We start from the raw sequence: 25,362 nt of genomic DNA on the forward strand, positions 1-25,362 counted from the left end.
AGACTTTTTTCAATTAATCAGCATCTATTGAATAAACGTAAAATAAGAAAGAACCAATTTATTTTGACTTTATGTAAAATAATTGAATTGAGATATTGACTTTTTTCAAATATCTAGGATAATTGAAATTAGAAAGCGCTTTCTTTGGTAAGGAGTGAGACAGTGGAAAATAAAAAAACAAGAAATGTTACGTGGATGCTTGCAGCTATTTTTCTGGGATACACCTGTATTTATGTTGATAAGACGACAATTGGAATGTCACTGGTGACAATTGCAAATGATTTAGGGTTTGATCCACAGCAAAAAGGATTGATCCTCAGTGCTTTTTTTCTAGGTTATACGATTTTTCAAATTCCGTTTGGTTATTTATCTAATAAGATCGGAACGAGAAAAATGATGATTATTTCTGTTTTTTTAGTTGGAATTTTTCTTTTTTTATTTGGCTTCGGTTTTTCTTTGTTGTATTTGATTTTGATTCGATTTATGACAGGAGCTGTGGCTCATTCTGGTTATCCGTCTTCTGTAAGTACCTTTATTTCACAAGAACTGCCAATAGAAAAACGGGGACCCGCACAATCGACGATGATTGCCTCCTCTGGTTTTGCGGCCATCGTAGGACCGTTATTGATTGCACCGCTTCTATTACAAGTCGGTTGGCATAAGACCTATTATTTTTTAGGTGTAGTGGTTCTTTTGATAGCCGTTTTAATGTATCTTGTGATTCCAAAAGAATTTGGCGGCGTGAAGGAACATTTGAAAAATAAACAGGGGATTTCATTTCGAGAAGTGCTGAAGGATCGAAATGTTTGGATTTTGATTTTTGCGGCATTTTTTATCAACGCTGCGATATACGGATTGAATGGCTGGATGGCAACTTATTTGGTTGAAGCTCATGGACTGGCATTAACTCAAACAGCATATGTAACGGCTGTTATTGGCTTTTTCACGATGGTAGCAGCTATGGTAGGGGGCGTTGTGGTCAATAAATATTTTATTGGCAAAGAAAAAAATGTGATTTTTGTTGCAACTGTAGGCGGCGGCATTTTTGCTGTTTTGGTTTCAGTTGTTGGAACGTTTTTCATGAGTATGGTTGCGTTGACGTGTGCTGTGGCTTTTGCTAGTTTAGCATTTGCAACATTGATGAGTATTCCATTAAAGATATTTCCAACAGATGAAGTGTCTGCGAAATATGCAACGATCAACGCGATTGGTGTTTCAGGTGGATTTGTTGCGCCGACGATTATTGGAGCATTGATCCAACTTTCTAATGGTGCTTTCTTCAGTTCATTTCTATTTATAGGCATTTCATTCATTGTTGCTGGAGGAATTACTTTACTCGTAAAAAAAAAGAGACTAATTCTAGTTCAGAGTTTTGAAAAAATGAGAAGGGTGTGAGAAAATGTGTACAGGAATAACGATTAAATCAATCAATGGGAATAGTTACTGGGGGAGAACTCAGGAATTTAATTTGTTATTGGAATATGATGGTGCAATTATTCCGGCAAATTATGATTTGACTGTTTCGTTAGATCACTTTTTAACACGTTATGCTGCGATGGGTGTCGCAATTTCAGGTCAGCCATTATTAGTAGATGGTGTTAATGAAAAAGGATTGATGGGTGGTTCTTTTTATTTTGGTCATTATAATCGGTATATCGAATCAGAAAAAATTCGTGCGGTGGGAAAATTACCTTTAGCAGGCGCTGAATTTGTGACCTATGCATTAACAAACTATGCTTCTGTAAAAGAAATAAAAGAACGGGTAAATCAAGATACCGCAATCGCAATTGTTGATAACCAAATGGGAATTCCTCAACATTATGTGTTTCAAGATGAGTCTGGGGCCTCTGTTGTCGTTGAACCGTCGATCAATGGTGGCTATGAAATTTATGATAATCCTGTCGGTGTTTTTACGAACAGCCCTAAATTTGATTGGCATTTGACCAACCTTCAAAATTACGTTGGACTTAGTGATACGATAGCACCGGATATTCAGATGGATGATCTTCATGTGATTTCAAATGGTAAAGGTTCTGGGCTAAGAGGGATTCCAGGTGATTTTACACCGCAATCTCGATTTGTCCGTGCGGCGTATCTAAAGCATTTTTCAGAGCCAGTAGACGATGAACAAGCAGTGGAACAGATTTTTCATATTTTAGATAGCTTTGATATTCCCAAAGGTGTTGTAAAAGTCAGTTCAGATACAGATGTACAATATACCCAATATACAAGTGCTTATGACAGTAAAGAAAAACAAATGTATATTCATTTGTATGAGAATCGTATGATTCAAACATTGTCTTTAACGTCGGGGATATTAGATAGTCCAGTCCCTCAGTATTTTGAATTAAAGACGGAACAACAGTATTATTCAATGCCTAAAAAATGAACTATAGGCACACTATAAAATAGATGGAAGAGAATTACGGGAGAGACTAGCCATAGCACCGAAGGAATAAATAAACAATGGCGCAAACCGTTGATTATGAAGATCTCAGGTAAAAGGACCGTAATTGGACATCACTCTGGAAAGCGGAAGCACCGAAGGAGCAACTCTTCAAGAAGAAGACGAATCTCTCAGGTTTTGTACAGAGGAACAGGCATTTTTTTAACATGCCTGTTCCTCTGTTTTTATATAGTTTATACAGCTTGGAGGTGTCATAAGTTAGGTACTAAAAATACAAAAAAGCAAAGGAGTAGAAAAGATGGATTTAAAAACACCTTTATATGACGCACATCTTGAAGCAGGCGGGAAAATGGTTTCATTTGCTGGTTACACGCTGCCTGTTCAATATAAAGATAGCGGTGTGATCAAAGAACATTTAGCTGTTCGAAATCAAGTAGGATTATTCGATGTTTCCCATATGGGGGAAGTTGTTTATGAAGGAAAAGATGCTTTAGCGAATTTGCAATATGTATTAACAAATGATTTTAGTAATTTAGAAGTAGGCCGTGTTAGATATACTTTGATGTGTAATGAAAACGGCGGTGTGATCGATGACCTACTTGTTTATAAATGTAGTGAGGAAAAATATTTATTAGTCGTCAATGCAGCGAATCGAGCAAAAGATGTTGCATGGATGAAAGAGCACTTATTCGGGGAAGTCGAATTTTCTGATCAATCGGACCAATTTGTGCAAATCGCATTGCAAGGCGCATTTGCAAAAGAAATTATTGGGAAATTAACGAAAGAAGAAGAGATTCCTAAAAAATATTATAGCTTTACTGAAAATGCCAATATAGGTGGCGTGATGTGTCTTTTATCACGAACAGGCTATACAGGAGAATTTGGTTACGAACTATACTGCAAACCAGAAGACGGGATCAAATTATGGGATTTATTACTGAAAACGGGTCAAGAATATGGGGTTATTCCCTGTGGTTTAGGCGCTCGTGATACGTTACGGTTAGAAGCAGGAATGCCGCTTTACGGTCATGAAATGACAGAAGAGATTACGCCTCTTGAAACGGATTTAAGCTTTGCAGTCAAAATGAACAAAGAAGATTTCATCGGCAAAAAAGCTCTTATTGACAAAGGCGAACCTAAAATCACTCGAATCGGTCTACAGTTAACGGATCGAGGAATTGTTCGTGAAGGGGCAGATGTGTATTTTAATGACAAGAAAATTGGTCAAACAACCTCAGGCACAATGTGTCCGTTTATCAATAAAGCATGTGCAATGGCGTTAGTTGAGAAAAATAGTGTAGAAATCAGTTCTCCTATAGAAGTTGAAGTTAGAGGGAAAAGGATTAAAGCAGAAGTTGTAACAATCCCGTTTATAAAAAAATAATTAGAAAAGAAGGAGTCGTTTATTATGACAAAAGCTACGGAATTGAAGTTTTCAAAATCACATGAGTGGGTACTTTTTGATGGAGACAAAGTGAAAATCGGTCTTTCAGATTATGCACAAGACCAGCTAGGTGATATCGTTTTTATTGATTTACCAGATGAAGGAGACGATGTGACGAAAGGCGAATCCTTTGCAGATATCGAATCTGTTAAAGCTGTTTCAGAAGCTTACTCTCCGATCACAGCTACAGTTACGGCGGTCAATGAAGAGTTACTAGACAGTCCAGAGCTGATCAACTCAACACCTTTAGAATCATGGTTGATCGAAGTGGAAGGAGTAGAAGAAATCGAGGACTTACTGAGTGCTGAGGAATATAAAAAATTCTGCGAAGAATCTGAGGAGGCATAATGAATGGGTAACTATCTTGGCTCAACAGAACAACAACAACAAGAAATGCTGAAAACGATTGGTTTAAAAAACATGAGTGACCTGTACCTAGACGTTCCTAAAGAAATGATTGTCGAAAATTTAGATATTCCAGCGGGAAAATCGGAGTTTGAAGTCCGGCGTATTTTAGAAAATATGGGGAAGAAAAATAAAGTCTTTTCAAGTATCTTTCGTGGTGCTGGTGCGTATAATCATTACATTCCTGCTATTGTGAAGCAAATTTCAGCGAAAGAAGAATTCATGACATCTTACACACCGTATCAACCAGAAATCAGTCAAGGGTTGTTACAGTCGATTTTTGAATATCAAACAATGATCTGTGAAATTACCGGAATGGATGCGACAAACGCCTCTGTTTACGATGGGGCAACGGCGGCGGCCGAAGCGATCAATATGTGTTTAGAAAAAAAACGTTTAACAGTCTTGATCTCAGAAACAACGAATCCGATGACAATTCAAACAGCCTTGACTTATTTTAGTTCTAGAGACATCGAATTTATCATGATTCCTGAAAAAGATGGCTTGACAGATTTGTCTGTTTTAAAAGAAAAACTAAATGATACGAGTGCTTGTTGTATTGTTCAACAGCCAAACTATTATGGTGGAATTGAACCCGTTGAAGAAATGGCAGAAATGGTTCACGAAGCAAAAGCTAAATTTATTATGAGTGTCAATCCTGTGGCAAGCACAGTCCTGAAAACAGCTGGTGAAGTTAATGCAGATATTGCGGTTGGTGATTCACAACCATTTGGGATACCGCTGGCTTTTGGTGGGCCGTATATTGGTTTTATTGCGACAAAAGAAAAGATGATCCGTAAACTACCTGGACGTATCGCAGGAGAAACGGTGGATGAAGCAGGTGATCGAGCGTTTGTTTTAACACTGCAAGCTCGTGAGCAACACATCCGCAGAGAAAAAGCAGCTTCTAATATCTGTTCAAATCAAGCACTTTGCGCTTTAACAAACGCAGTTATATGAGTATGATGGGTGCGCGCGGCATTCAGGAAGTAGCTGAACAATGTTACAGTAAGGCCCATTATCTTTGTGACCAATTAACGCAAATCAAAGAAGTCAAAAGAAATAGCGATAGTCCGTTTTTCCATGAGTTTGTGACAACTTTTCCAGTATCGAATGAAATTGTGCTAACTAAATTAGAAGAACACGATATTTTGGGCGGCTATCCTACAGAGCAAGGTTTATTATGGTGTGTGACAGAAATGAATACCAAAGAGCAAATAGATGAAGTAGTCGCATTGGTGAAGGAGGCGTGTGAATCATGAAATTAATTTTTGAACGTAGCGTAGAAGGGTACTATAACGAAATGATTTCTCCGTGTGATGTCCCAACGACAAAGCTTCCAGAAGAAATGAAACGTCAAAAAGAACTCCATTTACCATCACTTCCTCAACCTGAAATCAGTCGGCATTACACTGAATTAGCGGATGCAACATTCGGTATCAATAATGGTTTTTATCCTTTAGGGTCATGTACGATGAAATACAATCCTAAAATCAATGATGAAATGGCAGCTTACCCTGCTTTTGCCAATATTCATCCTTTACAACCAGAGCATACAGTTCAAGGATCGTTAGAAGTCTTCACTACGGCTGAAATGTTGCTGAAAGAAATTACTGGGATGAATGCGATAACGTTTCAACCTGCAGCAGGAGCGCATGGTGAATTTACTAGTTTATTGATGATCAAAGCGTATCACGAAAAAAATGGTCAAACACAAAGAAATAAAATTATTGTCCCCGATTCTGCTCACGGAACAAATCCTGCAAGTGTAGCAATGACAGGGATGATCACCGTCAATATTCCATCCGATAAATATGGTTGTGTAGATATTGAAGCATTGAAAGATGCGGTTGGTGAAGATACGGCCGGTTTGATGTTGACTAACCCAAATACAGCTGGAATATTTGATAAAAATATTTTAGAAATCACGAAAATCGTTCACGATGCTGGTGGGTTGAATTATTATGATGGTGCGAATTTAAATGCCATCATGGGGGTTGCTCGTCCAGGAGATATGGGCTTTGATATTATTCATTTAAATCTACACAAAACCTTTTCAACACCTCATGGTGGCGGTGGACCAGGTTCTGGCGCTGTAGGATGTAAATCGCTATTGAAACCATTTTTACCTGATTATTATCCTGTCAAAGAAGGATCAGAAATAAGCTTTACGAGACCTGAATATTCGATTGGTTTAGTGAAAGGGTTTTATGGTCAATTTTCAGTTTTCTTACGTGCGTTGACGTATATTTTATTTTTAGGATCAGAAGGGATTTCATCTGCCTCTAAGAGCGCGGTGTTGAATGCGAATTATATGCTTCATGAATTAAAAGATATCTTTGAAGTGCCATACGGGGATTCATGTATGCACGAATTTGTGATTAGCTTAGATAAATTGAAAAAAGAAACAGGTGTTACAGCGTTAGACGTAGCCAAAGGAATTTTAGATCATAATATGTATCCACCAACAATGTACTTCCCGTTAACTGTGCCGGAAGCATTAATGGTAGAACCGCCTGAAACAGAGTCAAAAGAGCGGATGGACGATGCAATCGCTGTTTACCGTAAGCTTTATGAAGATGCTCATAAAGATCCGGAAGCTTTTCATGAGTATCCGCTACACGCTCAAATTCATCGTGTGGATGAAGTAAGAGCTGCAAGGCACCCAATTGTTCGTTATGATTTTGCTTTGGAACATGACTAGATCATACGACGAAGAAAATAGAGTGTGTCTCGTGGTACAAAGGGACTGAAAGGAATAGTGGGTTTATTTAGCTGTTTGATGTTGAAAAGTACAGGGTGAAGCAAAGCGGAACGTTGTTACTGTGAGTTATCTAGCTACGCGGGCTAGTCTCTCGGAAAAATGACATGTGACAAAAAGCGTCATCGTTCATTTTTCCTGTTGTTCAGTCGAGCCAGGACGAGCCCGTTACGCTTTTAAAATAAGGAGGAAATGTATGCGTTATGATCTAATCATAATCGGGGCGGGGCCCGGTGGGTATGTTGCAGCGATCAAGGCTGCTCAGCTGGGGATGAACGTGGCCCTTGTTGAAAGTGATCGTGTTGGTGGAACTTGTTTAAATCGAGGCTGTATTCCGACGAAAGCACTATTGCATTCAGCAGAAACGGTTCGTGAAATAAAAAATGCGAGCAAAAATGGTATTCATGTTCAAGATATTCAAATCGACATGGAAGAAATTTATGCAAAGAAAAATAAAGTGGTCGATACGCTCGTTCAAGGAATCGAAGGTCTGGTCAAAGCAAATAAAATAGAATTGATCTTTGGAACAGCTAGAATCATCAAAGCAGGTGTAATCGAAGTGGGTGGAGTGATATACGAGACTCAAAAAATCATGATTGCAACAGGTTCAAAACCAGCTATTCCACCGATCCCAGGCAGTGATTTGCCCGGTGTATTAACCAGTAACGAACTTTTAAGAAATGCTAATACCTATCAAAAATTGACTATTATCGGCGGCGGAGTGATTGGTGTAGAGTTTGCTACGATCTTTAATGAGCTAGGCTGTGATGTAACGATCATTGAAACAGCGAATACGTTGTTGCCAAATTTTGATGGTGAAGTGTCAAAAAAATTAGCAATGGTTCTAAAAAAACAAGGAATCAAAGTAGCAACAAAATCGATTGTTACGGGTATTTCTAAAGAGACACAGCTGACATGTACTTATACGACTAAAGGGAAAGAAAATACTGTTACAAGTGATGCAGTTTTGATCGCTACTGGCCGAAAAGCAAGTTTTGAAGGGATATTTGCCTCTGATTTGAATGTGAAAATAGAAAATCAAAGTATTTGGGTCGACGACTCTTTTGAAACGTCTATTAAAGGTATTTATGCTATTGGAGATGTAGCAAGCCGTGGAACACAATTGGCCCATTTAGCTTCTGCTCAAGGAGTGAATGCTGTTTTGGCGATGAATAATAAAGCCACGGAATACGATTTAGAGATCATACCTGCTTGTGTCTACACCACACCTGAAATCGCCACTGTTGGAATAACGGAGGATGAGGCAAAAAATCAAGGAATCTCTGTAACGATTGGTAAATATAACATGGCAGGAAACGGAAAAACAATGATTGCTGGAAATACATTAGGATTCATAAAAGTGATTGCAGATGCACAAAGTAACAAAATTATTGGGGCTCAGTTAATGTGTGATCGAGCAACAGATATGGTCAGTGAATTTACGACAGCAATTGTCAACGGGTTGAGGATCGATGAAGTAACATCGATTGTTCATCCACATCCAACCTATAATGAAGGGATAGGCGAGGCTTATGAAAATCTTCAGGGGCTTGGTATTCACACAATTCCAAAAAAATGACAGAAATATGGCAAATAAACTAAAATATTTGGTACTATAATAAGAGAATCAACTTGTCCGTTAGCTTTGGGTGCATTATTGGTTTTTATAAAGTCATCAAAAGTCACTTCGTTTAAAAAGAAAAGGAGAAAAAATAATGCTGACAGAAACACAAAAAAGAGTTGCCGATAGTTTAGAAGAAGAACTGATTCACATTAGAAGACACCTTCACCAGAATCCAGAAATTGGAATGGATTTACCAAATACAGTAGCTTTTGTAAAAGAAAAACTCACAGAATATGGTTATGAACCGCAAGCTTGTGGGGAATCAGGGATTACAGTAGTTGCTGGTAAAAAGCCAGGGAAAACATTTCTATTACGCGGAGATATGGATGCATTGCCAATTCGTGAGCTGACCGATTTACCATTTAAATCTGAAAATGGGTATATGCATGCCTGCGGTCATGATATGCACACAACAATGTTGCTTGGAGCGGCGAAGTTGCTAAAAGAATTTGAAGATGAGCTAGATGGTCAAGTAAAATTATTATTTCAACCTGGCGAGGAAATTCTTTCAGGTTCCAAAGTTTGTATCGAAAATCATGTTTTAGAAAACCCGAAAGTTGATGCGGGTATGATGATCCACGTTTTCCCTTTTAAAGGATTTAAAGCAGGACAAATCATGCCGACACCTGAAGGAACCTTTATGGCTAGCGCAGATTGGTTTGAAATCAATATTAAAGGACGAGGTGGACACGGTTCACAGCCGGAAACATCGATCGATCCAATCAATGTGGCGGTTCATATTTATACAGCCTTACAAGAGCTATCAGCAAGAGAAATTGGATCAGAGGAGCGCTTTGTACTTACGATCGGTGAATTTACTGGCGGTACGCCTGGTGCTTCAAATATTATTCCAGAAACAACGGTCATGAAAGGCACCTTACGGACGTTAAAAGAAGATGTTCGTGCACAGGTGAAAGAGCGAATGACAGCAATGGCTGAAAACATCGCTAAAGCGTTTCGGGCCGAAGCAGAAGTAGTTTTCACAAATGGTTGTACGACGAATGTCAATGATCCAGCTTTGACAGCTTTTACTAAAAAGTCACTAACAGAAACATTCGGAGCAGATCGAATCGTTGCGATTCCTACATCAACTCCGCTTATGGGAAGTGAGGATTTTGGTGAAATCAGTCAGCTGATCCCGACAACAACTGTTTTATTAGTTGCGTCAGAAGAAAATATCAATCTTCATAATCCGGCAATTGTCTTTGATGAATCAGTCTTGGTTGAAGGTGCGAAAGTTTATACAGATACAGCGATGTCTTGGCTGAAAAAAGGCTAAAAATTTTTAAGCAAATGGAGGGGAAAAAGTGGTTAAAACAGATATTGAGATTGCACAAGAAGCAAGTATGTTACCTATCACCAAAGTAGCAACAAAAATTGGTTTAAATGAAGAGCAATTTGAGTTATACGGAAAATATAAAGCAAAAATAGCAGTTGAAAAAATCGACGCACATAAAGAAGGTAAGGTGATTCTAGTTACAGCAATCACGCCGACACCTGCTGGTGAAGGAAAAACAACCACAGTTGTTGGGTTAGGCGATGCGTTGAATCGAATCGGCAAAGATGCGATCATCGCATTAAGAGAACCTTCTTTAGGCCCCGTTTTTGGCATAAAAGGTGGAGCAGCAGGTGGTGGCTATGCTCAAGTTGTGCCGATGGAAGATATCAACCTTCATTTTACAGGAGATTTTCATGCAATTGGTGCGGCAAATAACTTGTTAGCAGCAATCATTGACAATCATATTTTTCAAGGCAATGAGCTAGGAATTGATAATCGCCGCATCACTTGGAAAAGAGCAGTGGATATGAATGATCGACAATTAAGACATGTCGTTGATGGTTTAGGCGCTCGAGTCAATGGTGTTCCACGAGAAGATGGATTTGAAATCACCGTTGCTTCAGAAATCATGGCTGTTTTGTGTTTGTCCAATGATATCGAAGATTTAAAAGAGAATCTAGCCAATATCATTATTGGTTATACGTATGATAATCAGCCTGTCACTGCCAGGGAACTGAATGCACAAGGGGCAATGACGGCTTTATTGAGAGATGCAATCAAGCCTAATTTAGTACAAACGCTTGAAAATAACCCAGCTTTGATCCATGGTGGGCCGTTTGCCAATATTGCACATGGCTGTAATAGTGTGATTGCAACGAATGCTGCGAGAAAATTAGCTGATTATGTTGTGACAGAAGGAGGCTTTGGTGCAGATTTAGGGGCGGAAAAATTCATTGATATCAAATGTCGAAAATCTGGTATTCGTCCGTCAGCTGTCGTTGTTGTAGCAACTGTTCGTGCCCTAAAAATGCATGGTGGTGTACCCAAGGATCATCTCGGAGTTGAAAATATTGCAGCATTGACAGACGGATTACCGAATCTTTTAAAACATATCGAAAATACAACGACTGTATTTGGTTTACCAACGGTTGTGGCAATCAATAAATTTCCTACAGATACAGATGCAGAGCTTGAACTTGTGAAGGCTGAATGTCAAAAACGCAAGGTAAATGTAGTTCTTTCAGATGTCTGGGCACATGGTGGTGCTGGTGGTGAAGAGTTGGCGAAAGAAGTTGTTCGTTTAGCAGATCAGGACAATCATTTTTCATTTGCTTATCCAGATGAATTACCGATCAAAGAAAAAATCAGTGCTATTGTGGAGAAAGTGTATGGTGGGAACGCTGTTCGCTATGAACCGATCGCTGAAAGAGAAATTGCTAAACTAGAGAAACTTGGATTTGGTCATTTACCGATTTGTATGGCTAAAACACAATATTCATTTTCAGATGATCAGACAAAACTGGGCAGACCAACTGATTTTACGATAACGATCAGTAATATCAAGATATCGGCTGGAGCAGGATTTATTGTTGCGTATACTGGAACAGTAATGACCATGCCTGGGTTACCAAAAAAAGCAGCTTATGAGAAAATCGATGTAGATTCCGATGGGAAGATTGTTGGTTTATTCTAGTGCAATGATAAAGAAAAATAGAAAGCACCCCGATCAATTGTTTGAATTGAATGATCGGAGTGTTTTTTTCTGAAGCAAAAAAGCATACTGTTTAAATTTTTTAGCAAAAATTAACGCTCAAGGTGTCTTGACACATCGTTGGTTTTCTCGTAAAATAAGGTATGTCATATATGTCAAGACACATTGGAGGAGCATATGAAAAAGAACTCAGTCAGACAGTTAACGATTGCATCTTTACTAGTAGCGATGGGAATTATCATCCCAATGGTCATGCCAAGAATCACGATAGGACCAGCCTCATTTACTTTGGCTAGTCATGTTCCGGTATTTTTAGCGATGTTTTTTTCACCAGGTGTAGCGATGATAGTGAGTCTAGGTACTGGTTTTGGCTTTTTTCTTTCAGCAACACCGATTATTGCATTAAGAGCATTTTCTCATCTGCTATTTGCAGTGATAGGTGCCCTTTACTTGCAGAAGCATCCAACGATCGTTTTAGCTAAACATAAGTTTGTGTTGATCAACGGTCGTTTTCAATTGTTTAATTTTGTGATTGGCTTAATACATTCTGCTGCAGAACTAGCTGTAGTAAGTGTTTTTTTTACGATGGGGAATTTGCCGGAAACGTATTATACACAAGGATATCTGTATTCGATCTTCTTGTTGATGGGTATCGGTGGACTGATCCATAGTTTGATTGATTACAACATTGCTTATTTTGTGGCAAATGCATTAAGTAAACAATTTGATATTCCAGTATTTAGTCAGGCTAAAAAATTGGAGCAAGCAAAAGTGGCCATTCTTCCCCAAGAGATTGAACCGCAACAATAAAAAGATGAGATTCGGTCAGAAGGGGGTGCTTCTGATCCAATCTCATCTTTTTTTATAATGATTAAATAGAGGTTAAGGTAATTTGATGACTTGTTCTGTTTCTGGATCAAAGAAATGAGCTTTGTTGATGTTAAAGGCTAAATCAACCATTTCTTCAGGCTTATGGAAATCACGAGCATCCACTTTTGAGATGAATTCTGTGTCACCTAATTTTGTATAAAGCATTGTTTCAGCACCTAAGAGTTCAGATACCACAACCTCAGAACGAACCACAGCATCGTTCATTGTGTCTAAAGCAACTTGTTCGCTGTGAATATCTTCAGGTCTAATTCCAAAAATAACTGATTTTCCTTCATAGCCTTTTTCGACTAATAATTTATTTTTACCTTCTGGGATAATCAATTCTAATCCGTGCCCATCACGAATGACCCCATTATTTAAAGTTACATTGAAGAAGTTCATAGCTGGTGAGCCGATAAAGCCTGCAACAAAGACATTGTTTGGTGTGTCGTAGACTTCTTTTGGTGAGCCGATTTGTTGAATGAAACCATCCTTCATGATGACGATCCGATCCGCCATGGTCATAGCTTCCGTTTGATCATGAGTGACATAAACAGTAGTCGTTTCTAAGCGGCGATGTAATTTTGCGATTTCTGCACGCATGGCAACACGTAATTTTGCATCTAAGTTAGACAAAGGTTCATCCATCAAGAAGACTTTTGCGTCACGAACAATGGCACGCCCAAGGGCCACACGTTGGCGTTGTCCACCAGATAAAGCCGCTGGTTTACGATGTAAATATTCAGTTAAACCTAAAATCTCTCCGGCATTTTCTACTCTTTTTTTGATTTCTGCTTTGTCATATTTACGAAGTTTCAGACCAAAAGCCATATTGTCAAAAACAGTCATATGAGGATACAACGCATAGTTTTGGAAAACCATAGCGATATCACGATCTTTTGGTGCAACATCATTCATGACTTTATCACCGATAGAAGTTCACCTTCTGTGATGTCTTCCAATCCTGCAATCATACGCAAAGTTGTTGATTTACCACAACCGGATGGACCGACAAAAACAATGAACTCACGGTCTGCTATTTCTAAGTTGAAATCTGTTACGGAATAATTATCTGCATTGTCATATTTTTTATAGACATGCTTTAACGCCATTTCTACCATTGTCGTCACTCTTTTCTTTTTTATTGTATTCTTAGTATAAATGAAAGCGCTATACATGCTCAACGTAAGGTTGCACAAGAAAAAATCTGTTTTTTCGTCAAAGTGACAAATAAACGATCATTCCTTTAACTTTAAACGGAAAGAGTTTGCTATAATGAGGAAAATAAGTGAATTGAGGGATCGACGATGAAAATTGCATTGATAGCACATGACCGGAAAAAGGAATTAATGGTTAAATTAACGTTGGCATATCAACCGATATTAAAAGAACATGAACTATTTGCTACAGGAACAACTGGGTTAAAAATTTCAGAAGCTACAGGTTTACCAGTACATCGGTTTAAGTCAGGGCCTTTAGGTGGAGATCAGCAAATTGGTGCAATGATTTCAGAAGATAAGCTGGATATGGTGATTTTTTTGAGAGATCCGCTGGCAGCTCAACCTCATGAACCCGATGTTACAGCATTGATTCGTTTAAGCGATGTGTACGAAATTCCCTTGGCGACGAATATTGGAACAGCTGAGATTCTATTAAGAGGTTTGCAGGCAGGTTTTGCAGATTTTAGAAATGTAGTTCATGAAACTGATAATAAGCCATTGTCATTTTGACTATTTTGTCGTTGAATTTACTTGCAGCAATGTAGGGAATATGCTATATTGCCTTTAGGCTTAGGCCTAAATAAAACAGAGTAGGAAATAAAGCGTTAAGTGCTGAAAGGATGGGATGTTGCCTTTCGGACGAAGATCAATCAAAAGTAGTGTAGATTACATTTGATGATCGCGGTTTTGTTTTCGCATTCGCTGCATATTTTGTGTAGCAGCTCTTTGAGGAGATGCTAGAAATGAAGAAAAATAAGATTGGTACTAGAACCATAACGTTGATGAGTTTACTGATTGCGTTAATGGTGGTTTTTACACGATTTATTTCGTTTGAAACCCAATTTTTACGTGTTAGCTTGACCTTTATTCCAGAATCATTGATGGGAATACTTTTTGGTCCATTTTGGACAGGAATCGGTAGTGCAGTTGCTGATACAGTTGGTATGCTGCTATTTCCAAAGGGAGCTTATTTTCCTGGATTTACGTTAAATGCGTTTATTTCAGGAGCAATTTATGGGTTCTTCTATTATAAGAAAGAGTTGACTTGGAAACGAGTGATCATGGCAACTTTATCTGTTACGTTGATTATTCATATGTTTTTGACACCATTGTGGCTGGGGCTGATGTATGGGGTAGATATCTCCAACCTGGCTTGGTGGGCACCACGGATAATTAAAAATATCATCTTTTTCCCAATCCAAGTTATTGCAACATACTATTTAGGCAATAAAATTCCTTATAAACAGTTATTAAATAGATCATTAACTAATTTAAAATAAAAAAAAGAACTCAAACTTTCCAACATCCCAAGAAGTTTGAGTTTTTTGATTTTTAGCGTGTTAGATCATACTTGCTTTTTAAATTGTGCTTCGTATAATGCGTGGTAATAGCCATCTGTTTTATCGATCAGCTCATCGTGACTGCCGATTTCAACAACAGAACCTTGTTCCATCACTAAAATTTTATCTGCATTCTTGATTGTGGAAAGCCGATGAGCAATTACGAAACTTGTACGACCATTCATCATTTGTAAAAAGGCATCTTGAATGTTTTTTTCAGTCAACGTATCAACGGAACTAGTCGCTTCATCTAAAATCAACATAGGCGGATCACTGATCATTGTTCTGGCAATCGTCATCAGTTGTCTTTGACCTTCTGAAATTTTGATTCCACTGGCACCAATCAACGTATCTAACCCCTCAGGCAAACGGGTAACAAAATCAAAAATATAAGCTTTTTTCATGGCCGCCTCGATTTCGTCATCCGTGGCTTCAGCGTTTCCGTAAGTCAGATTAGCACGGATGGTGCTGTCAAATAACCAAGTATCTTGCAAAACCATCCCAAAACTTTTACGCAAACTATCTCTTGTGACCTGTGTGATGTTATGACCATCGATCGAAATTTGTCCACTATCTACTTCGTAAAAACGCATCAGTAAATTGACCAAGGTTGATTTACCAGCACCTGTTTTCCCCACAATCGCAATCGTTTCACCAGGTAAGGCGGTCAGATTAAAGTCTTGAATCAATGGTTTTGAGGGCGTGTAAGCAAAATCTACATGTTCAAATACAACTTTTCCCGTAACCTCATTTAAAACAAAAGCATGTGCACCATCTGGTTTTTCTTCAGGTTGGCTGATGATTTCAAAGGTGCGATCTAATCCGGCCAGAGCTGTTTGAATTTGAGTTGTGATTCCTGATAGCTCAATAAAGGGCTTAGAAAACTGGCTGGAATAAATAGTGAAACTAGAAATGACACCGATCGTAATAGCTTGATTTCCACTTAATAACAGAAGTCCTCCGACAAGACCAATCGATAGATAGGCTAAATGATCGATAAAACGAGAGAGCGGATTTGTAAGTGAAGAAGAGAACTGCGCTTTTTGTCCGCGTACATATAAGTCTTGATTCAATGTTTCAAACCGTTGTTGAGAAACATTTTCTTGCTGAAAAGCTTTGACGATCTTTTGATTCCCAACCATTTCAGAAACATAACCAGAAATTTCTCCTACGATTTTTTGCTGAGCAGAAATTTTTCTGAGAGGATTTTGCAACGACCCAATTGACTAGAAAAATAATGGGTGTAGCAACCAGAACCACGGCTGTAAGGAGTGGGCTTAGCTTAAGCATAAAGAAAAACGCAATGATCACCACAGATAGCCCAGAAAATAATTGGTTAAAAACAGCTGAGCAAGCGACAGAAATGTTATCCATATCATTTGTAAAACGACTAACGATATTTCCATGAGACGTCTGATCATAATAATTTAACGGTAACCGATTTAAATGAGCAAAAGCATCTTTTCTAAGTTCTGCTACAGAAAGATAAGAAACACGGTTACCTAAACGTTGGATCAGCCATTGACTGATGACTGTAATAACCAAAATACCAGCTAAAGTGCTAAGAAATCGCAAGAGAATCGTAAAGTCAACATTGCCTTTTTCAATCATCGTATCCACAGATTTCCCCATATAGTAAGTCATCAAAACAGTGGTCAATCCACTGAGAATACCAAGAATAACCGCTGCAATCATTTCTTTTGGATATTGAAGCAAATAAGGCATGAAACGATTAAATGAATTTGTAGCTGCTTTTTTCGTTTTCATTCGTTTGTTTCCTCCTCTTGTGAAGCGACGATTTCTTGATAGGCTTTAGAATGGTGTAATAATTCCTTGTGCGTTCCTAATCCAACTTGTTTGCCGCTAGCTAAAACTAAAATTTGATCTGCCTGTTGAATCGAGCTGATTCGCTGAGAAATAATAATCAGCGTCGTTTCTTTTAAATCTCGGCGTAATGCGGTGCGTAAATTTAGATCAGTTTGGTAGTCTAAAGCACTTAAAGAGTCATCTAAAATCAAAACGTCCGGTTTATGAATCAAAGCACGGGCAATCGTCAAGCGCTGTTTTTGACCGCCAGAAAAGTTTTTCCCACCTTCGTATACTTGTGTATCTAAACCATCACTTAGGTTTTCGACAAAATCTTTGCATTGTGCGGTTTCTAACGCTTGCCAACATTCTTCATCGGTGGCATTCTCTTTTCCCCACTGAAGGTTTTCTCGAATCGTGCCTGTAAATAAAACCGCTGTTTGAGGCGTAAGTGCGATTTTTTTGCGTAGTTTTTCTATAGACCAGTCACGAACGTTGATTCCATCAACGAAGATATTCCCTTCACTGGTATCATAAAAACGGGGAATCAATTGAGTCAACGTACTTTTTCCGCCGCCAGTCGGTCCCGTAATACCTAAAATTGAGTTTTTAGGTATTTTCAACGAAATATCTTTCAACGCCAAGCCAGCGGTTGGTTGGTAACGGAAGGAAACATGATCGAAGATGATTTCTTTTATTTGCCCATCAGAAGTAAGTCCATCATTTGTTGACTGAATGCTAGGATCAACCGTCAAAACTTCCTGCACCCTTGTTGCAGAGGCTGAGGCGCGTGTAAAAATGATCACTAAGTTTGAAACAACGATCAATGCAAGCAGCATCTGATTCATATAATTGATCAAAGCCAATACTTCTCCTTGTTGTAATCCACCAATCTCGACTTTGATTCCGCCAAGATAAAGCAATGCCAAAATACCAAGGTTCATTACTAAGGTGGTTGCAGGAGTCAGTAAAGCAGAAATATTGGAAACACGGATATAGATAGAAGAAAGGTCATCTGTTACTTTATTGACGTGTTTTTCTTCCGTTTGTTTTCTAGCGAAGGCTCGAATGACCCGAACTCCACTTAAATTTTGACTGATTTGTCGATTTAACAGATCTAGCTTTTCTTGAACTTTTTTATATAATGGAACTGTCGTTTTTATAATGAAATAAAGAATAAGACAAAAAATCGGCAACATCAGCAGAAAAATCAGCCCCATCTGGACATTAATATAAAAAGCCATAATCACAGAACCGATACTTAAAAAAGGTGCCCGGATCACGAGTCGAATCAACATCGCTAAAGCTAGCTGTAATTGATTGATATCATTCGTCATACGTGTGATCAACGTGTCCGTCCCAAAACTATTTAATTCAGCATGAGAAAGTTGATTGATCTTTTTCATCAATTGATTTCTCAATTCTGTCCCAAATCCTTGGGAAGCAATTGAAGCATAATATTGACAGATCATCACGCAGATTAGTCCAATGATTGACATCAACAGCATCCAACCGGCCATTTGAATTACATAGGATCGATCATTATTGCGAATACCTTGATCAACTAAACGAGCCATAAATAAGGGTAAAACTAATTCAAAACAAGCTTCTAAAAACTTGAAGAACGGACCAAGGATAATTTGCTTGCGATATTTTCTTGTATATTTTAGTAAATCGATCATGGTTTCCTCCTAAAGTTAAAGGCTAAATAAGCTAATTGAAATTGATAAAATAAGAGTACAAGACTAGAGTGGATTTTGCCATATTTTATTTCAACGATCAACTCATTCAGCCAGATAGTATAGATGTAAAAAACTAAAATATTTTCGTGTTTTTCGTATGTGTCAAAATAATATAAATAATCTCTTCTATTGTATAACAATCCTTCGTGAGAATAAAGTTGCTCGCATAAAACCATAGTTATTTGTTACAATAGTTAGTAAATGCTATTTTAAAGGAGAAAATATATGAATGAATTTATTAAAATCGTTTTATTATTTTTCATCTACTCATTTATTGGCTGGCTTTGGGAAACAGTTTACTGCTCATTGAAGGCCGGAAAATTTGTGTATCGAGGATTTTTAGTTGGACCTTATTGTCCTATTTATGGTTTCGGTATTTTAGGTGTACTCTATTTTTTAGAGCCGCTTAGACAAAACATCGTGGTTTTATATCTATTATCGACGATTTTGGTTACTATTTTAGAATATATCACGAGCTATGGTCTAGAAAAGCTGTTTCATGCTTCATGGTGGGATTATAAGGATGTTCCTTTAAATATCAACGGCAGAGTCGCATTGCCTGTCTCACTTTTTTGGGGAATTGGTTGCGTCTTGATCGTTCGTGTGATCCATCCTAAAGTAATGATGTTAGAGCACGTTCTATCTGAAAAATTTGGTCTGATTCTACCGATTGCGCTATTAGTGATCATAATCAGTGACTTGATTTATACCTTAGTCAATATGCAGTCATTTAGAAAAGCTACAGCACAAATCAGTACGGCTGTTGAGGAACGTAAACAAGAACTGGCAGCTGCTTTAACTGAGAAACGTGACGAGTTATCCGCAAATTTTTCTGAGCTAAAAGAATCTGTATCAGAAGAAATCAATGAGCGAAAACAAACAAAAACAGCTGAACGAATTTCTTGGATAGAAGAGTTTAAAGAGACACCAGCTATCAAAAAAATAGTTGCTCATATGAACTTCAATCAAAACCGCTGGGTGCGAAATTATCCTAATTTGAAGCTCAAAAACCTAAAAAACTCTTCTGAAGTACAGCAAATCATCAAAAAAAATAAAAAAGATGTCAACTAATTCTTATTAAGTATAACAGGATATTTTTGTGTTCTATATGATCGATAAAGGTTGATAGAACGGTCTTTTTATAGATGACATCCTAGTAAAATGAAGCAAATAGAACCATCTATTGTTACAGAAAAAGAGGTGTTTTCTCTGAAATGTAATAAATTGTAACGTTATTGAAATAAAATAAGCTCTATAGATTAGTATAATAGGTAGAGTTGGATTTAGTTAGGAAAGGTGTTGGATTCAGTGAAAGTAAAAAAATTGATACCATTTTTAGCTGCTATCATGCTAGTAAATGCTGCTTTTCCAATCAGTGCCGCAGCAGAATCATTAGATGAGCTGAAGAACAAAGAAGCACAAGCCGCACAAACGGGAGAGTCACTTAGCGAAGATATCAATACAGCTTTGAATGATGTTAATGAAAAATATGCTGAAATTGAAAAACTCAAAGCAGATATTTTAAAAGCTGAAGAAACAATCAAAAGCTCTGAAGCTGAAATCACAGTAACAGAACAAAGTATTGCACGCCGCAAAGAAGTCGTTGGAGATCGTATGAAGGATATCCAATTGAGTGGGGAACAACGTACATGGCAAGTATTATTAGATGCTGAAAGTGTATCAGATTTCTTTAGTAAAGCGTATGCGATGACAATCTTACAAAATGCAGAACAAGAAAAGATTGAAAGTCTATCTAAAGATAAAGAAAAATTATCCGATCTTCAAGAAACTGTAAAAAGCAAACAAGAAGAATTGCAAACCAACGAAACAAAATTACAGGATGAAGCATCGGCTATGGATGAACAAGTTGTAACTTTAAAACAGCAATTATCTGATAATCAAGCAGCGCTGCAACAAATCGCTGGCCAAAAACAAACAGAAGAAAAACGAATTACAGATGAAAAGAAAGCAGCTGAAGCTCGTAAACAACAAGAGGTAGCAGCCGAAGCTCAAAGAAAAGCGAATGCTATTACTTCATCAAGCTCAAGCAGCAGTTCATCATCGTCTTCTTCAAGTAGTGATTCAAGTAGCAGCAGTTCAAGCTCAAGCAGTGAAGAGCAACCAGTTGTAACACCGCCAACTCAACCAGAAGAAACACCAAATACTGGTGGGGATACTGGTAATGGTGGAACAAACGGTCGAGTACTTTATATGCAATCAACTGCGTATTCTTGGAAAGAAGCCGGTTCAGGTTTTATCACAGCAACAGGGATCGATCTTCGCTCACAAAGCAGTGTGATCGCAGTTGATCCAAGCGTGATTCCTCTAGGATCATTTGTTGAAGTAGAGGGCTATGGTTTTGCTATTGCTGGAGATACAGGTGGCGCAATCAAGGGAAACATCATAGATGTCCATTTTCCATCAGTTGAGCAATGCTTAACTTGGGGACGTAGAAACAATGTTAAAGTAACGATTCAATAAAAAAGTGAAGACACTCATCAGAGTGTCTTTTTTTTGCTAATTTTTTCATAGAACGAGAATATAAGAATAAGCCTAAAATCAGTTGATATCTATTAAAATAAAGAATTGGCTATGATTTGCTGGGTTGCCTTGCTATGATTATTAAAACAAATTAAAATTAAAACTTATTGTAATGCATTACCAAAAGATAAATGGTACACTTCAATATAGAAAGTGAGGAATAACAATGATTCGTTTTGCAACAAAAGAAGACGGAGAGGCTATTGCTCCGTTAGTATTAGTTATTTTAAAAGATATGGAATTACCTTTATTAGAAATTATACCTGAAGAAACAATTTTAGCTGTCTTAGCTGAAGCAGTTGCAGATCCAGTATATCGTTATGGTTATCAACGAGGACTGGTCTATGAACAAGACGGAGAGGTTGCTGGAATTGCTTTTGGCTACCCAAATGAAGATGAACCACTAATTGATGAGCCTTTGAAAAAAATACTACGTAAATACAATTTGGATGAAGAAATCAGGATATTTGTCGATCCTGAAACCTTACCAAATGAATGGTATTTGGATACGATTTCTGTTGATGAAAAGTATCGCGGATTAGGGATCGGGTCTAAGTTGTTGGATGCCCTACCGAAAATGGCCCAAAAAGATGGCAAACAGATTATTGGGTTAAGTGTGGATAAAGCCAACCCGAATGCAAAAAAATTGTATAGCCGTAAAGGATTTAAAGATGTAGCTGAGATGATGATCAGCGGACATTTATACGATCATATGCAAAAAAAAATCAGCGAATAGCCGCTGATTTTTTTAACATGTTCCCCAACCGATGATCGGCTTATGATTTTGATTTTTCTTTTTATTGTACAGCCAGTAGTCCAACACAGCAGCAACGCAAATACATAGAGGCGCATCATCATCATTGGTCACATCCAAACTAAAATAGTTACCGGTAAAAAGTGTAGCCTTATTCATTACCATGATTTTTCGATTGACCTGATAAATAGAGTACTGGTGATTTTTAATATCACCTAAAACCGTCCAATGCATATGCTGGATATAATAAAAATCTGCATTTAAATTTAAAATTTTTCGGAGCACACCGACTTTTTCAAATCCTTTATATAGATCAAAGCGTGAACCAAAAGCAAAAGATGTCTGCTTGATGCTAGCAACTAATTCGCCGCTCATCGTATAAAGAGAAAGGGCATCGCCGCGTGTGCCCCAGCGACCAACAAGTAAGAAAAGAGACTTGCCGTCTTCATCTTTAACGATCGTCCTAGTAACATTGCTTAGCTGTTGTTCTTGAATAAAAAACTCAGACACAATATCTCACCTCTTTTCCTCGTTCGTTGGTAGCTAGAGTAGAGAATGGTTATAAATCTTCTCTAATAGCACGTGTTATCGCTTCGCCAACTCCATTTTCTAAGTTAGTGGAGGTGATGTATTTTGCATGGTCTTTAACTTCTAACTCAGCATTTCCCATCGCAAAACTAACATCAGCCCATTGCAGCATGCTAACATCATTAAAATTATCTCCGATTGTCATGACTTCTTTTGCTGAAATTCCGCGATTCTGTGCCACATGAGCTACAGCGATTCCTTTTTGCGCATTTTTATGATTGACTTCAATATTATTTTGAGCAGATGATGTAACAACTAAATCATTTAAGCCTCTGATTTGAGTACTTGCGGGAGCTAGTACTTTTGGTCCTTCCATACTGAAACCAATAATTTTTAAGACTTCAATGTCATCTTGCATAATCAAAGTACGCATATCGTCAATATAGGTGATATCTAATAAAGATAGGTGGGCTGCAGCCATCGCAATTGCTACTTTGTAGGTCAAATGGGGCATAGTAGTGGCGATGTGAGAAGCAAAGTTTTCAATCCTTTTTTCTTGTCGCTCAGAATAAATGCCTTTGTTCGTAGAGACTTCAAAGTAGATATCATGTGCATCTAAAATGTCTAAAATTTCTATAGTTGTTTTCTTTTCAATTCCGGCAGTAAAAAGTGAATTACCAGCTTTATCGAAAACTTTCGCACCATTCAGAGTAATCATCGCACATTCAATTCCAGCTTCATCCAAAGCAGGTTTCGCTTCGGTATATGCTCGTCCTGTAGCCACCATAAACTCAATTCCTAAACGCTCCGCTTCTCTAATAGCTGAGGCATTGTCTTTTGAGATCCCCATCTTCGAATCTAGTAATGTTCCGTCCATATCTGAAGCAATCAATTTAATCATAAAATTTTCTACACCTCGTTTATTTAACTTATCTATAGTTTACCATGTTTTTTCCATTTCGGTGCAGAAAAAATTCCTTGTCACTACTTAAAAAATCAGATATGCTTGATGTGTAAAAGAAAGCTGTCAGAATAGACGTTTTAATTAATCAACGTTAGAAAAAAAGTGTACGGATCAAAATCAAGGAGGACAACGAATGAAAGCAATTATTCATAATAGTTGGCAAAATGTTTTAGAAGAAGAATTTACAAAGGATTATTATTTAAACTTACGCGATTTTTTGAAACAGGAATACAGCCAACAAACGATTTACCCAGATATGTATCATATTTATTCCGCTTTAGAGCTAACACCTTATGAAGATGTAAAAGTAGTGATATTAGGACAAGATCCTTATCATGGACCAAATCAGGCTCATGGATTGAGTTTTTCTGTACAACCTGGGGTCAAAACGCCCCCATCGTTAATGAACATTTATAAAGAGTTGCAAGCTGATTTAGGTTATCCTCCCGTTTCGCATGGCTTTTTAGAAAGCTGGGCAAAACAAGGCGTTCTTTTATTAAACACAGTCCTAACCGTTCGTAACGGTCAAGCGTATTCGCACCGTGGTCAAGGCTGGGAAAATTTGACTGATGCCATTATTAAAAAATTGAATGAACGAGATAAGCCGATCGTATTTATTTTATGGGGCAAGCCTGCCCAAGAAAAAATCAAAATGATTGATACCAATAAACATATTATCATTAAATCACCACATCCAAGTCCCTTAGCAGCCCATCGTGGCTTCTTTGGCTCAAAACCATTCTCAAAAACAAATCAAGCTTTAGAGCAACTTGGAGAGACGCCAATCGATTGGCAGTTGCCTGATACAGTGTCTTAAAACAGATGCTTCTGTTATAGTGCAGTAGAGCCTGTTTGTGAAAACAATATCAGAATCAGCATTTTTTCCACTAATACAGCTATAAATAACTGTTATTTTCTTGCAGAATGGTGTATGATAAGTTTGTATAAATAATCAGTTGGAGGGTATATCGTGGAATTATTCGATAGCTTAAAATTTAAAGTCATTCGCCGCAACATCAAAATTGTTTTCCCAGAAGCAACAGATCCTCGTATTTTAGGGGCTGCCGCTCGTTTGAAAGCAGAAGAATTAATGGAACCGATCTTGATCGGTAAACAAGAAGCGATTGTGGAAGCAGCTCATGCTCGCGGAATCAAAGCATCTAACTTTACGATCATCGATCCAGATAATTATGATGGCTGGGAAGAAATGGTTGCAGCGTTTGTTGAACGCCGTAATGGAAAAGTCACAGATGAAGATGCACGTAAGATTTTAAAAGATGTGAACTATTTTGGTACAATGCTAACTTACATGGGACTAGCTGATGGTATGGTCAGTGGAGCGATCCACTCAACTGGAGACACTGTTCGTCCAGCTCTACAAATCATCAAAACAAAACCAGGTGTTAGCCGTACAAGTGGTGCGATGATCATGGTTCGTGGCCGTGACCAAGAAAAATACATTTTTGCAGATTGTGCGATCAACGTAAATCCAACAGCTCAAGAATTAGCTGAGATTGCTGTTGATAGTGCAAAAACAGCTGAATTGTTCGATATCGAACCAAAAGTTGCAATGATGAGCTTTTCAACAAAAGGGTCTGCTAAAGCACCTGAAGTGGATAAAGTCGTTGAAGCAACAAAAATTGCGAAAAGCTTAGCGCCGGAACTTGAAATCGATGGTGAATTACAATTTGATGCTTCATATGTTGCCTCAGTTGCACAATTGAAAGCACCAAATTCATCAGTTGCTGGACAAGCGACAGTCTTTGTTTTCCCAGAATTACAATCAGGAAACATTGGCTACAAAATTGCACAACGTTTAGGTAACTTTGAAGCAATCGGCCCAATCTTACAAGGATTGAACAAACCGGTTTCTGACTTATCTCGTGGAGCGAACGAAGAAGATATCTACAAATTATCGATCATCACTGCTGCACAAACATTAATGAGCTAATGAAAACTACTAGAG

General features: G+C 37.9%; 21 protein-coding genes, 2 pseudogenes and 2 riboswitches. Of the genes and pseudogenes, 18 read left to right on the forward strand and 5 right to left on the reverse strand.

Features of this window, described 5'->3' with window-relative positions:
• Positions 1 to 162: 162 nt before the first annotated feature.
• From V192_RS0115750 to V192_RS0115795, 11 genes are all read left to right on the forward strand, one after another.
• Entirely contained in the window at positions 163 to 1,395 is a 1,233-nt protein-coding gene (locus V192_RS0115750) for an MFS transporter (protein ID WP_025873284.1), read from the forward strand.
• 4 nt (positions 1,396 to 1,399) lie between these two features.
• Entirely contained in the window at positions 1,400 to 2,389 is a 990-nt protein-coding gene (locus tag V192_RS0115755) for a choloylglycine hydrolase family protein (RefSeq protein WP_025873285.1), read from the forward strand.
• Positions 2,390 to 2,416: 27 nt separating this feature from the next.
• Positions 2,417 to 2,520: riboswitch (glycine riboswitch) on the forward strand.
• 185 nt (positions 2,521 to 2,705) lie between these two features.
• On the forward strand, positions 2,706 to 3,791 hold the full coding sequence (gene gcvT / locus V192_RS0115760; RefSeq protein ID WP_025873286.1) for a glycine cleavage system aminomethyltransferase GcvT: 1,086 nt from the start codon (positions 2,706 to 2,708) through the stop codon (positions 3,789 to 3,791).
• Positions 3,792 to 3,815: 24 nt separating this feature from the next.
• Positions 3,816 to 4,199, forward strand: coding sequence for a glycine cleavage system protein GcvH (gene gcvH / locus V192_RS0115765; RefSeq protein WP_025873287.1), 384 nt, complete (start codon positions 3,816 to 3,818; stop codon positions 4,197 to 4,199).
• A 3-nt stretch (positions 4,200 to 4,202) separates the two neighbouring features.
• Positions 4,203 to 5,216 (forward strand): aminomethyl-transferring glycine dehydrogenase subunit GcvPA, encoded by a 1,014-nt coding sequence (gcvPA, locus tag V192_RS20460; RefSeq protein ID WP_239644711.1) that lies wholly within the window; start codon positions 4,203 to 4,205, stop codon positions 5,214 to 5,216.
• Positions 5,217 to 5,218: 2 nt separating this feature from the next.
• Positions 5,219 to 5,518 (forward strand): PLP-dependent aminotransferase family protein, encoded by a 300-nt coding sequence (locus V192_RS22440; protein ID WP_239644712.1) that lies wholly within the window; start codon positions 5,219 to 5,221, stop codon positions 5,516 to 5,518.
• Positions 5,515 to 6,960 (forward strand): aminomethyl-transferring glycine dehydrogenase subunit GcvPB, encoded by a 1,446-nt coding sequence (gene gcvPB, locus V192_RS0115775; RefSeq protein WP_025873288.1) that lies wholly within the window; start codon positions 5,515 to 5,517, stop codon positions 6,958 to 6,960. The genes V192_RS22440 and gcvPB overlap by 4 nt, the downstream gene beginning before the upstream one ends.
• Positions 6,961 to 7,213: 253 nt before the next feature.
• Positions 7,214 to 8,596 (forward strand): dihydrolipoyl dehydrogenase, encoded by a 1,383-nt coding sequence (lpdA, locus tag V192_RS0115780; RefSeq protein WP_025873289.1) that lies wholly within the window; start codon positions 7,214 to 7,216, stop codon positions 8,594 to 8,596.
• 136 nt (positions 8,597 to 8,732) lie between these two features.
• The gene (locus V192_RS0115785) at positions 8,733 to 9,920 is read left to right on the forward strand and encodes a M20 metallopeptidase family protein (protein WP_025873290.1); all 1,188 of its coding nucleotides are present in this window, start codon (positions 8,733 to 8,735) and stop codon (positions 9,918 to 9,920) included.
• Positions 9,921 to 9,948: 28 nt separating this feature from the next.
• Entirely contained in the window at positions 9,949 to 11,613 is a 1,665-nt protein-coding gene (locus V192_RS0115790) for a formate--tetrahydrofolate ligase (RefSeq protein WP_025873291.1), read from the forward strand.
• 195 nt (positions 11,614 to 11,808) lie between these two features.
• On the forward strand, positions 11,809 to 12,441 hold the full coding sequence (locus tag V192_RS0115795; RefSeq protein ID WP_025873292.1) for a hypothetical protein: 633 nt from the start codon (positions 11,809 to 11,811) through the stop codon (positions 12,439 to 12,441).
• 72 nt (positions 12,442 to 12,513) lie between these two features.
• On the opposite strand, the pseudogene V192_RS20465 reads toward V192_RS0115795, so the two are convergent.
• A pseudogene (locus V192_RS20465) lies at positions 12,514 to 13,622 on the reverse strand (ABC transporter ATP-binding protein).
• Between the two features lie 186 nt (positions 13,623 to 13,808).
• On the opposite strand from V192_RS20465, the gene mgsA reads away from it, so the two are divergent.
• A complete protein-coding gene (gene mgsA / locus V192_RS0115805) occupies positions 13,809 to 14,231 on the forward strand; it encodes a methylglyoxal synthase (protein WP_010763995.1) in 423 nt (140 codons plus the stop codon).
• Positions 14,232 to 14,305: 74 nt separating this feature from the next.
• A riboswitch (THF riboswitch) is annotated at positions 14,306 to 14,428 on the forward strand.
• A gap of 36 nt (positions 14,429 to 14,464) precedes the next feature.
• Positions 14,465 to 15,001, forward strand: coding sequence for a folate family ECF transporter S component (locus tag V192_RS0115810; RefSeq protein WP_082266054.1), 537 nt, complete (start codon positions 14,465 to 14,467; stop codon positions 14,999 to 15,001).
• Positions 15,002 to 15,066: 65 nt separating this feature from the next.
• Here V192_RS0115810 and V192_RS20470 read toward each other — a convergent pair.
• Positions 15,067 to 16,828 (reverse strand): annotated as a pseudogene (locus V192_RS20470) (ABC transporter ATP-binding protein).
• Positions 16,825 to 18,549: an ABC transporter ATP-binding protein gene (locus V192_RS0115820; protein WP_025873294.1), complete on the reverse strand. Its 1,725-nt coding sequence runs from the start codon at positions 18,547 to 18,549 to the stop codon at positions 16,825 to 16,827. Before V192_RS0115820 ends, V192_RS20470 begins: the two are co-directional and overlap by 4 nt.
• 285 nt (positions 18,550 to 18,834) lie before the next feature.
• Here V192_RS0115820 and V192_RS0115825 point away from each other — a divergent pair, with 285 nt between their 5' ends.
• The 3 genes from V192_RS0115825 to V192_RS0115835 all read left to right on the forward strand — a co-directional run bounded on the left by V192_RS0115825 (position 18,835) and on the right by V192_RS0115835 (position 21,886).
• Positions 18,835 to 19,680, forward strand: coding sequence for a putative ABC transporter permease (locus V192_RS0115825; protein ID WP_025873295.1), 846 nt, complete (start codon positions 18,835 to 18,837; stop codon positions 19,678 to 19,680).
• 225 nt (positions 19,681 to 19,905) lie between these two features.
• Entirely contained in the window at positions 19,906 to 21,090 is a 1,185-nt protein-coding gene (locus V192_RS0115830; RefSeq protein ID WP_025873296.1) for a 3D domain-containing protein, read from the forward strand.
• A 226-nt stretch (positions 21,091 to 21,316) separates the two neighbouring features.
• Entirely contained in the window at positions 21,317 to 21,886 is a 570-nt protein-coding gene (locus tag V192_RS0115835) for a GNAT family N-acetyltransferase (protein ID WP_025873297.1), read from the forward strand.
• A gap of 12 nt (positions 21,887 to 21,898) precedes the next feature.
• On the opposite strand, the gene V192_RS0115840 is transcribed toward V192_RS0115835, so the two are convergent.
• Positions 21,899 to 22,414 carry an LURP-one-related/scramblase family protein gene (locus V192_RS0115840; RefSeq protein ID WP_025873298.1) on the reverse strand — a complete coding sequence of 172 codons (516 nt, stop codon included), beginning with the start codon at positions 22,412 to 22,414 and terminating at the stop codon, positions 21,899 to 21,901.
• A 49-nt stretch (positions 22,415 to 22,463) separates the two neighbouring features.
• Entirely contained in the window at positions 22,464 to 23,333 is an 870-nt protein-coding gene (locus V192_RS0115845) for a Cof-type HAD-IIB family hydrolase (protein ID WP_025873299.1), read from the reverse strand.
• Positions 23,334 to 23,529: 196 nt separating this feature from the next.
• On the opposite strand from V192_RS0115845, the gene V192_RS0115850 reads away from it, so the two are divergent.
• On the forward strand, positions 23,530 to 24,213 hold the full coding sequence (locus V192_RS0115850; RefSeq protein ID WP_025873300.1) for a uracil-DNA glycosylase: 684 nt from the start codon (positions 23,530 to 23,532) through the stop codon (positions 24,211 to 24,213).
• A gap of 153 nt (positions 24,214 to 24,366) precedes the next feature.
• Entirely contained in the window at positions 24,367 to 25,347 is a 981-nt protein-coding gene (gene pta, locus V192_RS0115855; RefSeq protein ID WP_025873301.1) for a phosphate acetyltransferase, read from the forward strand.
• The last annotated feature ends 15 nt before the right edge of the window (positions 25,348 to 25,362 follow it).

Source organism: Enterococcus crotali (assembly GCF_000633635.1).
Taxonomy (GTDB): domain Bacteria; phylum Bacillota; class Bacilli; order Lactobacillales; family Enterococcaceae; genus Enterococcus_L; species Enterococcus_L crotali.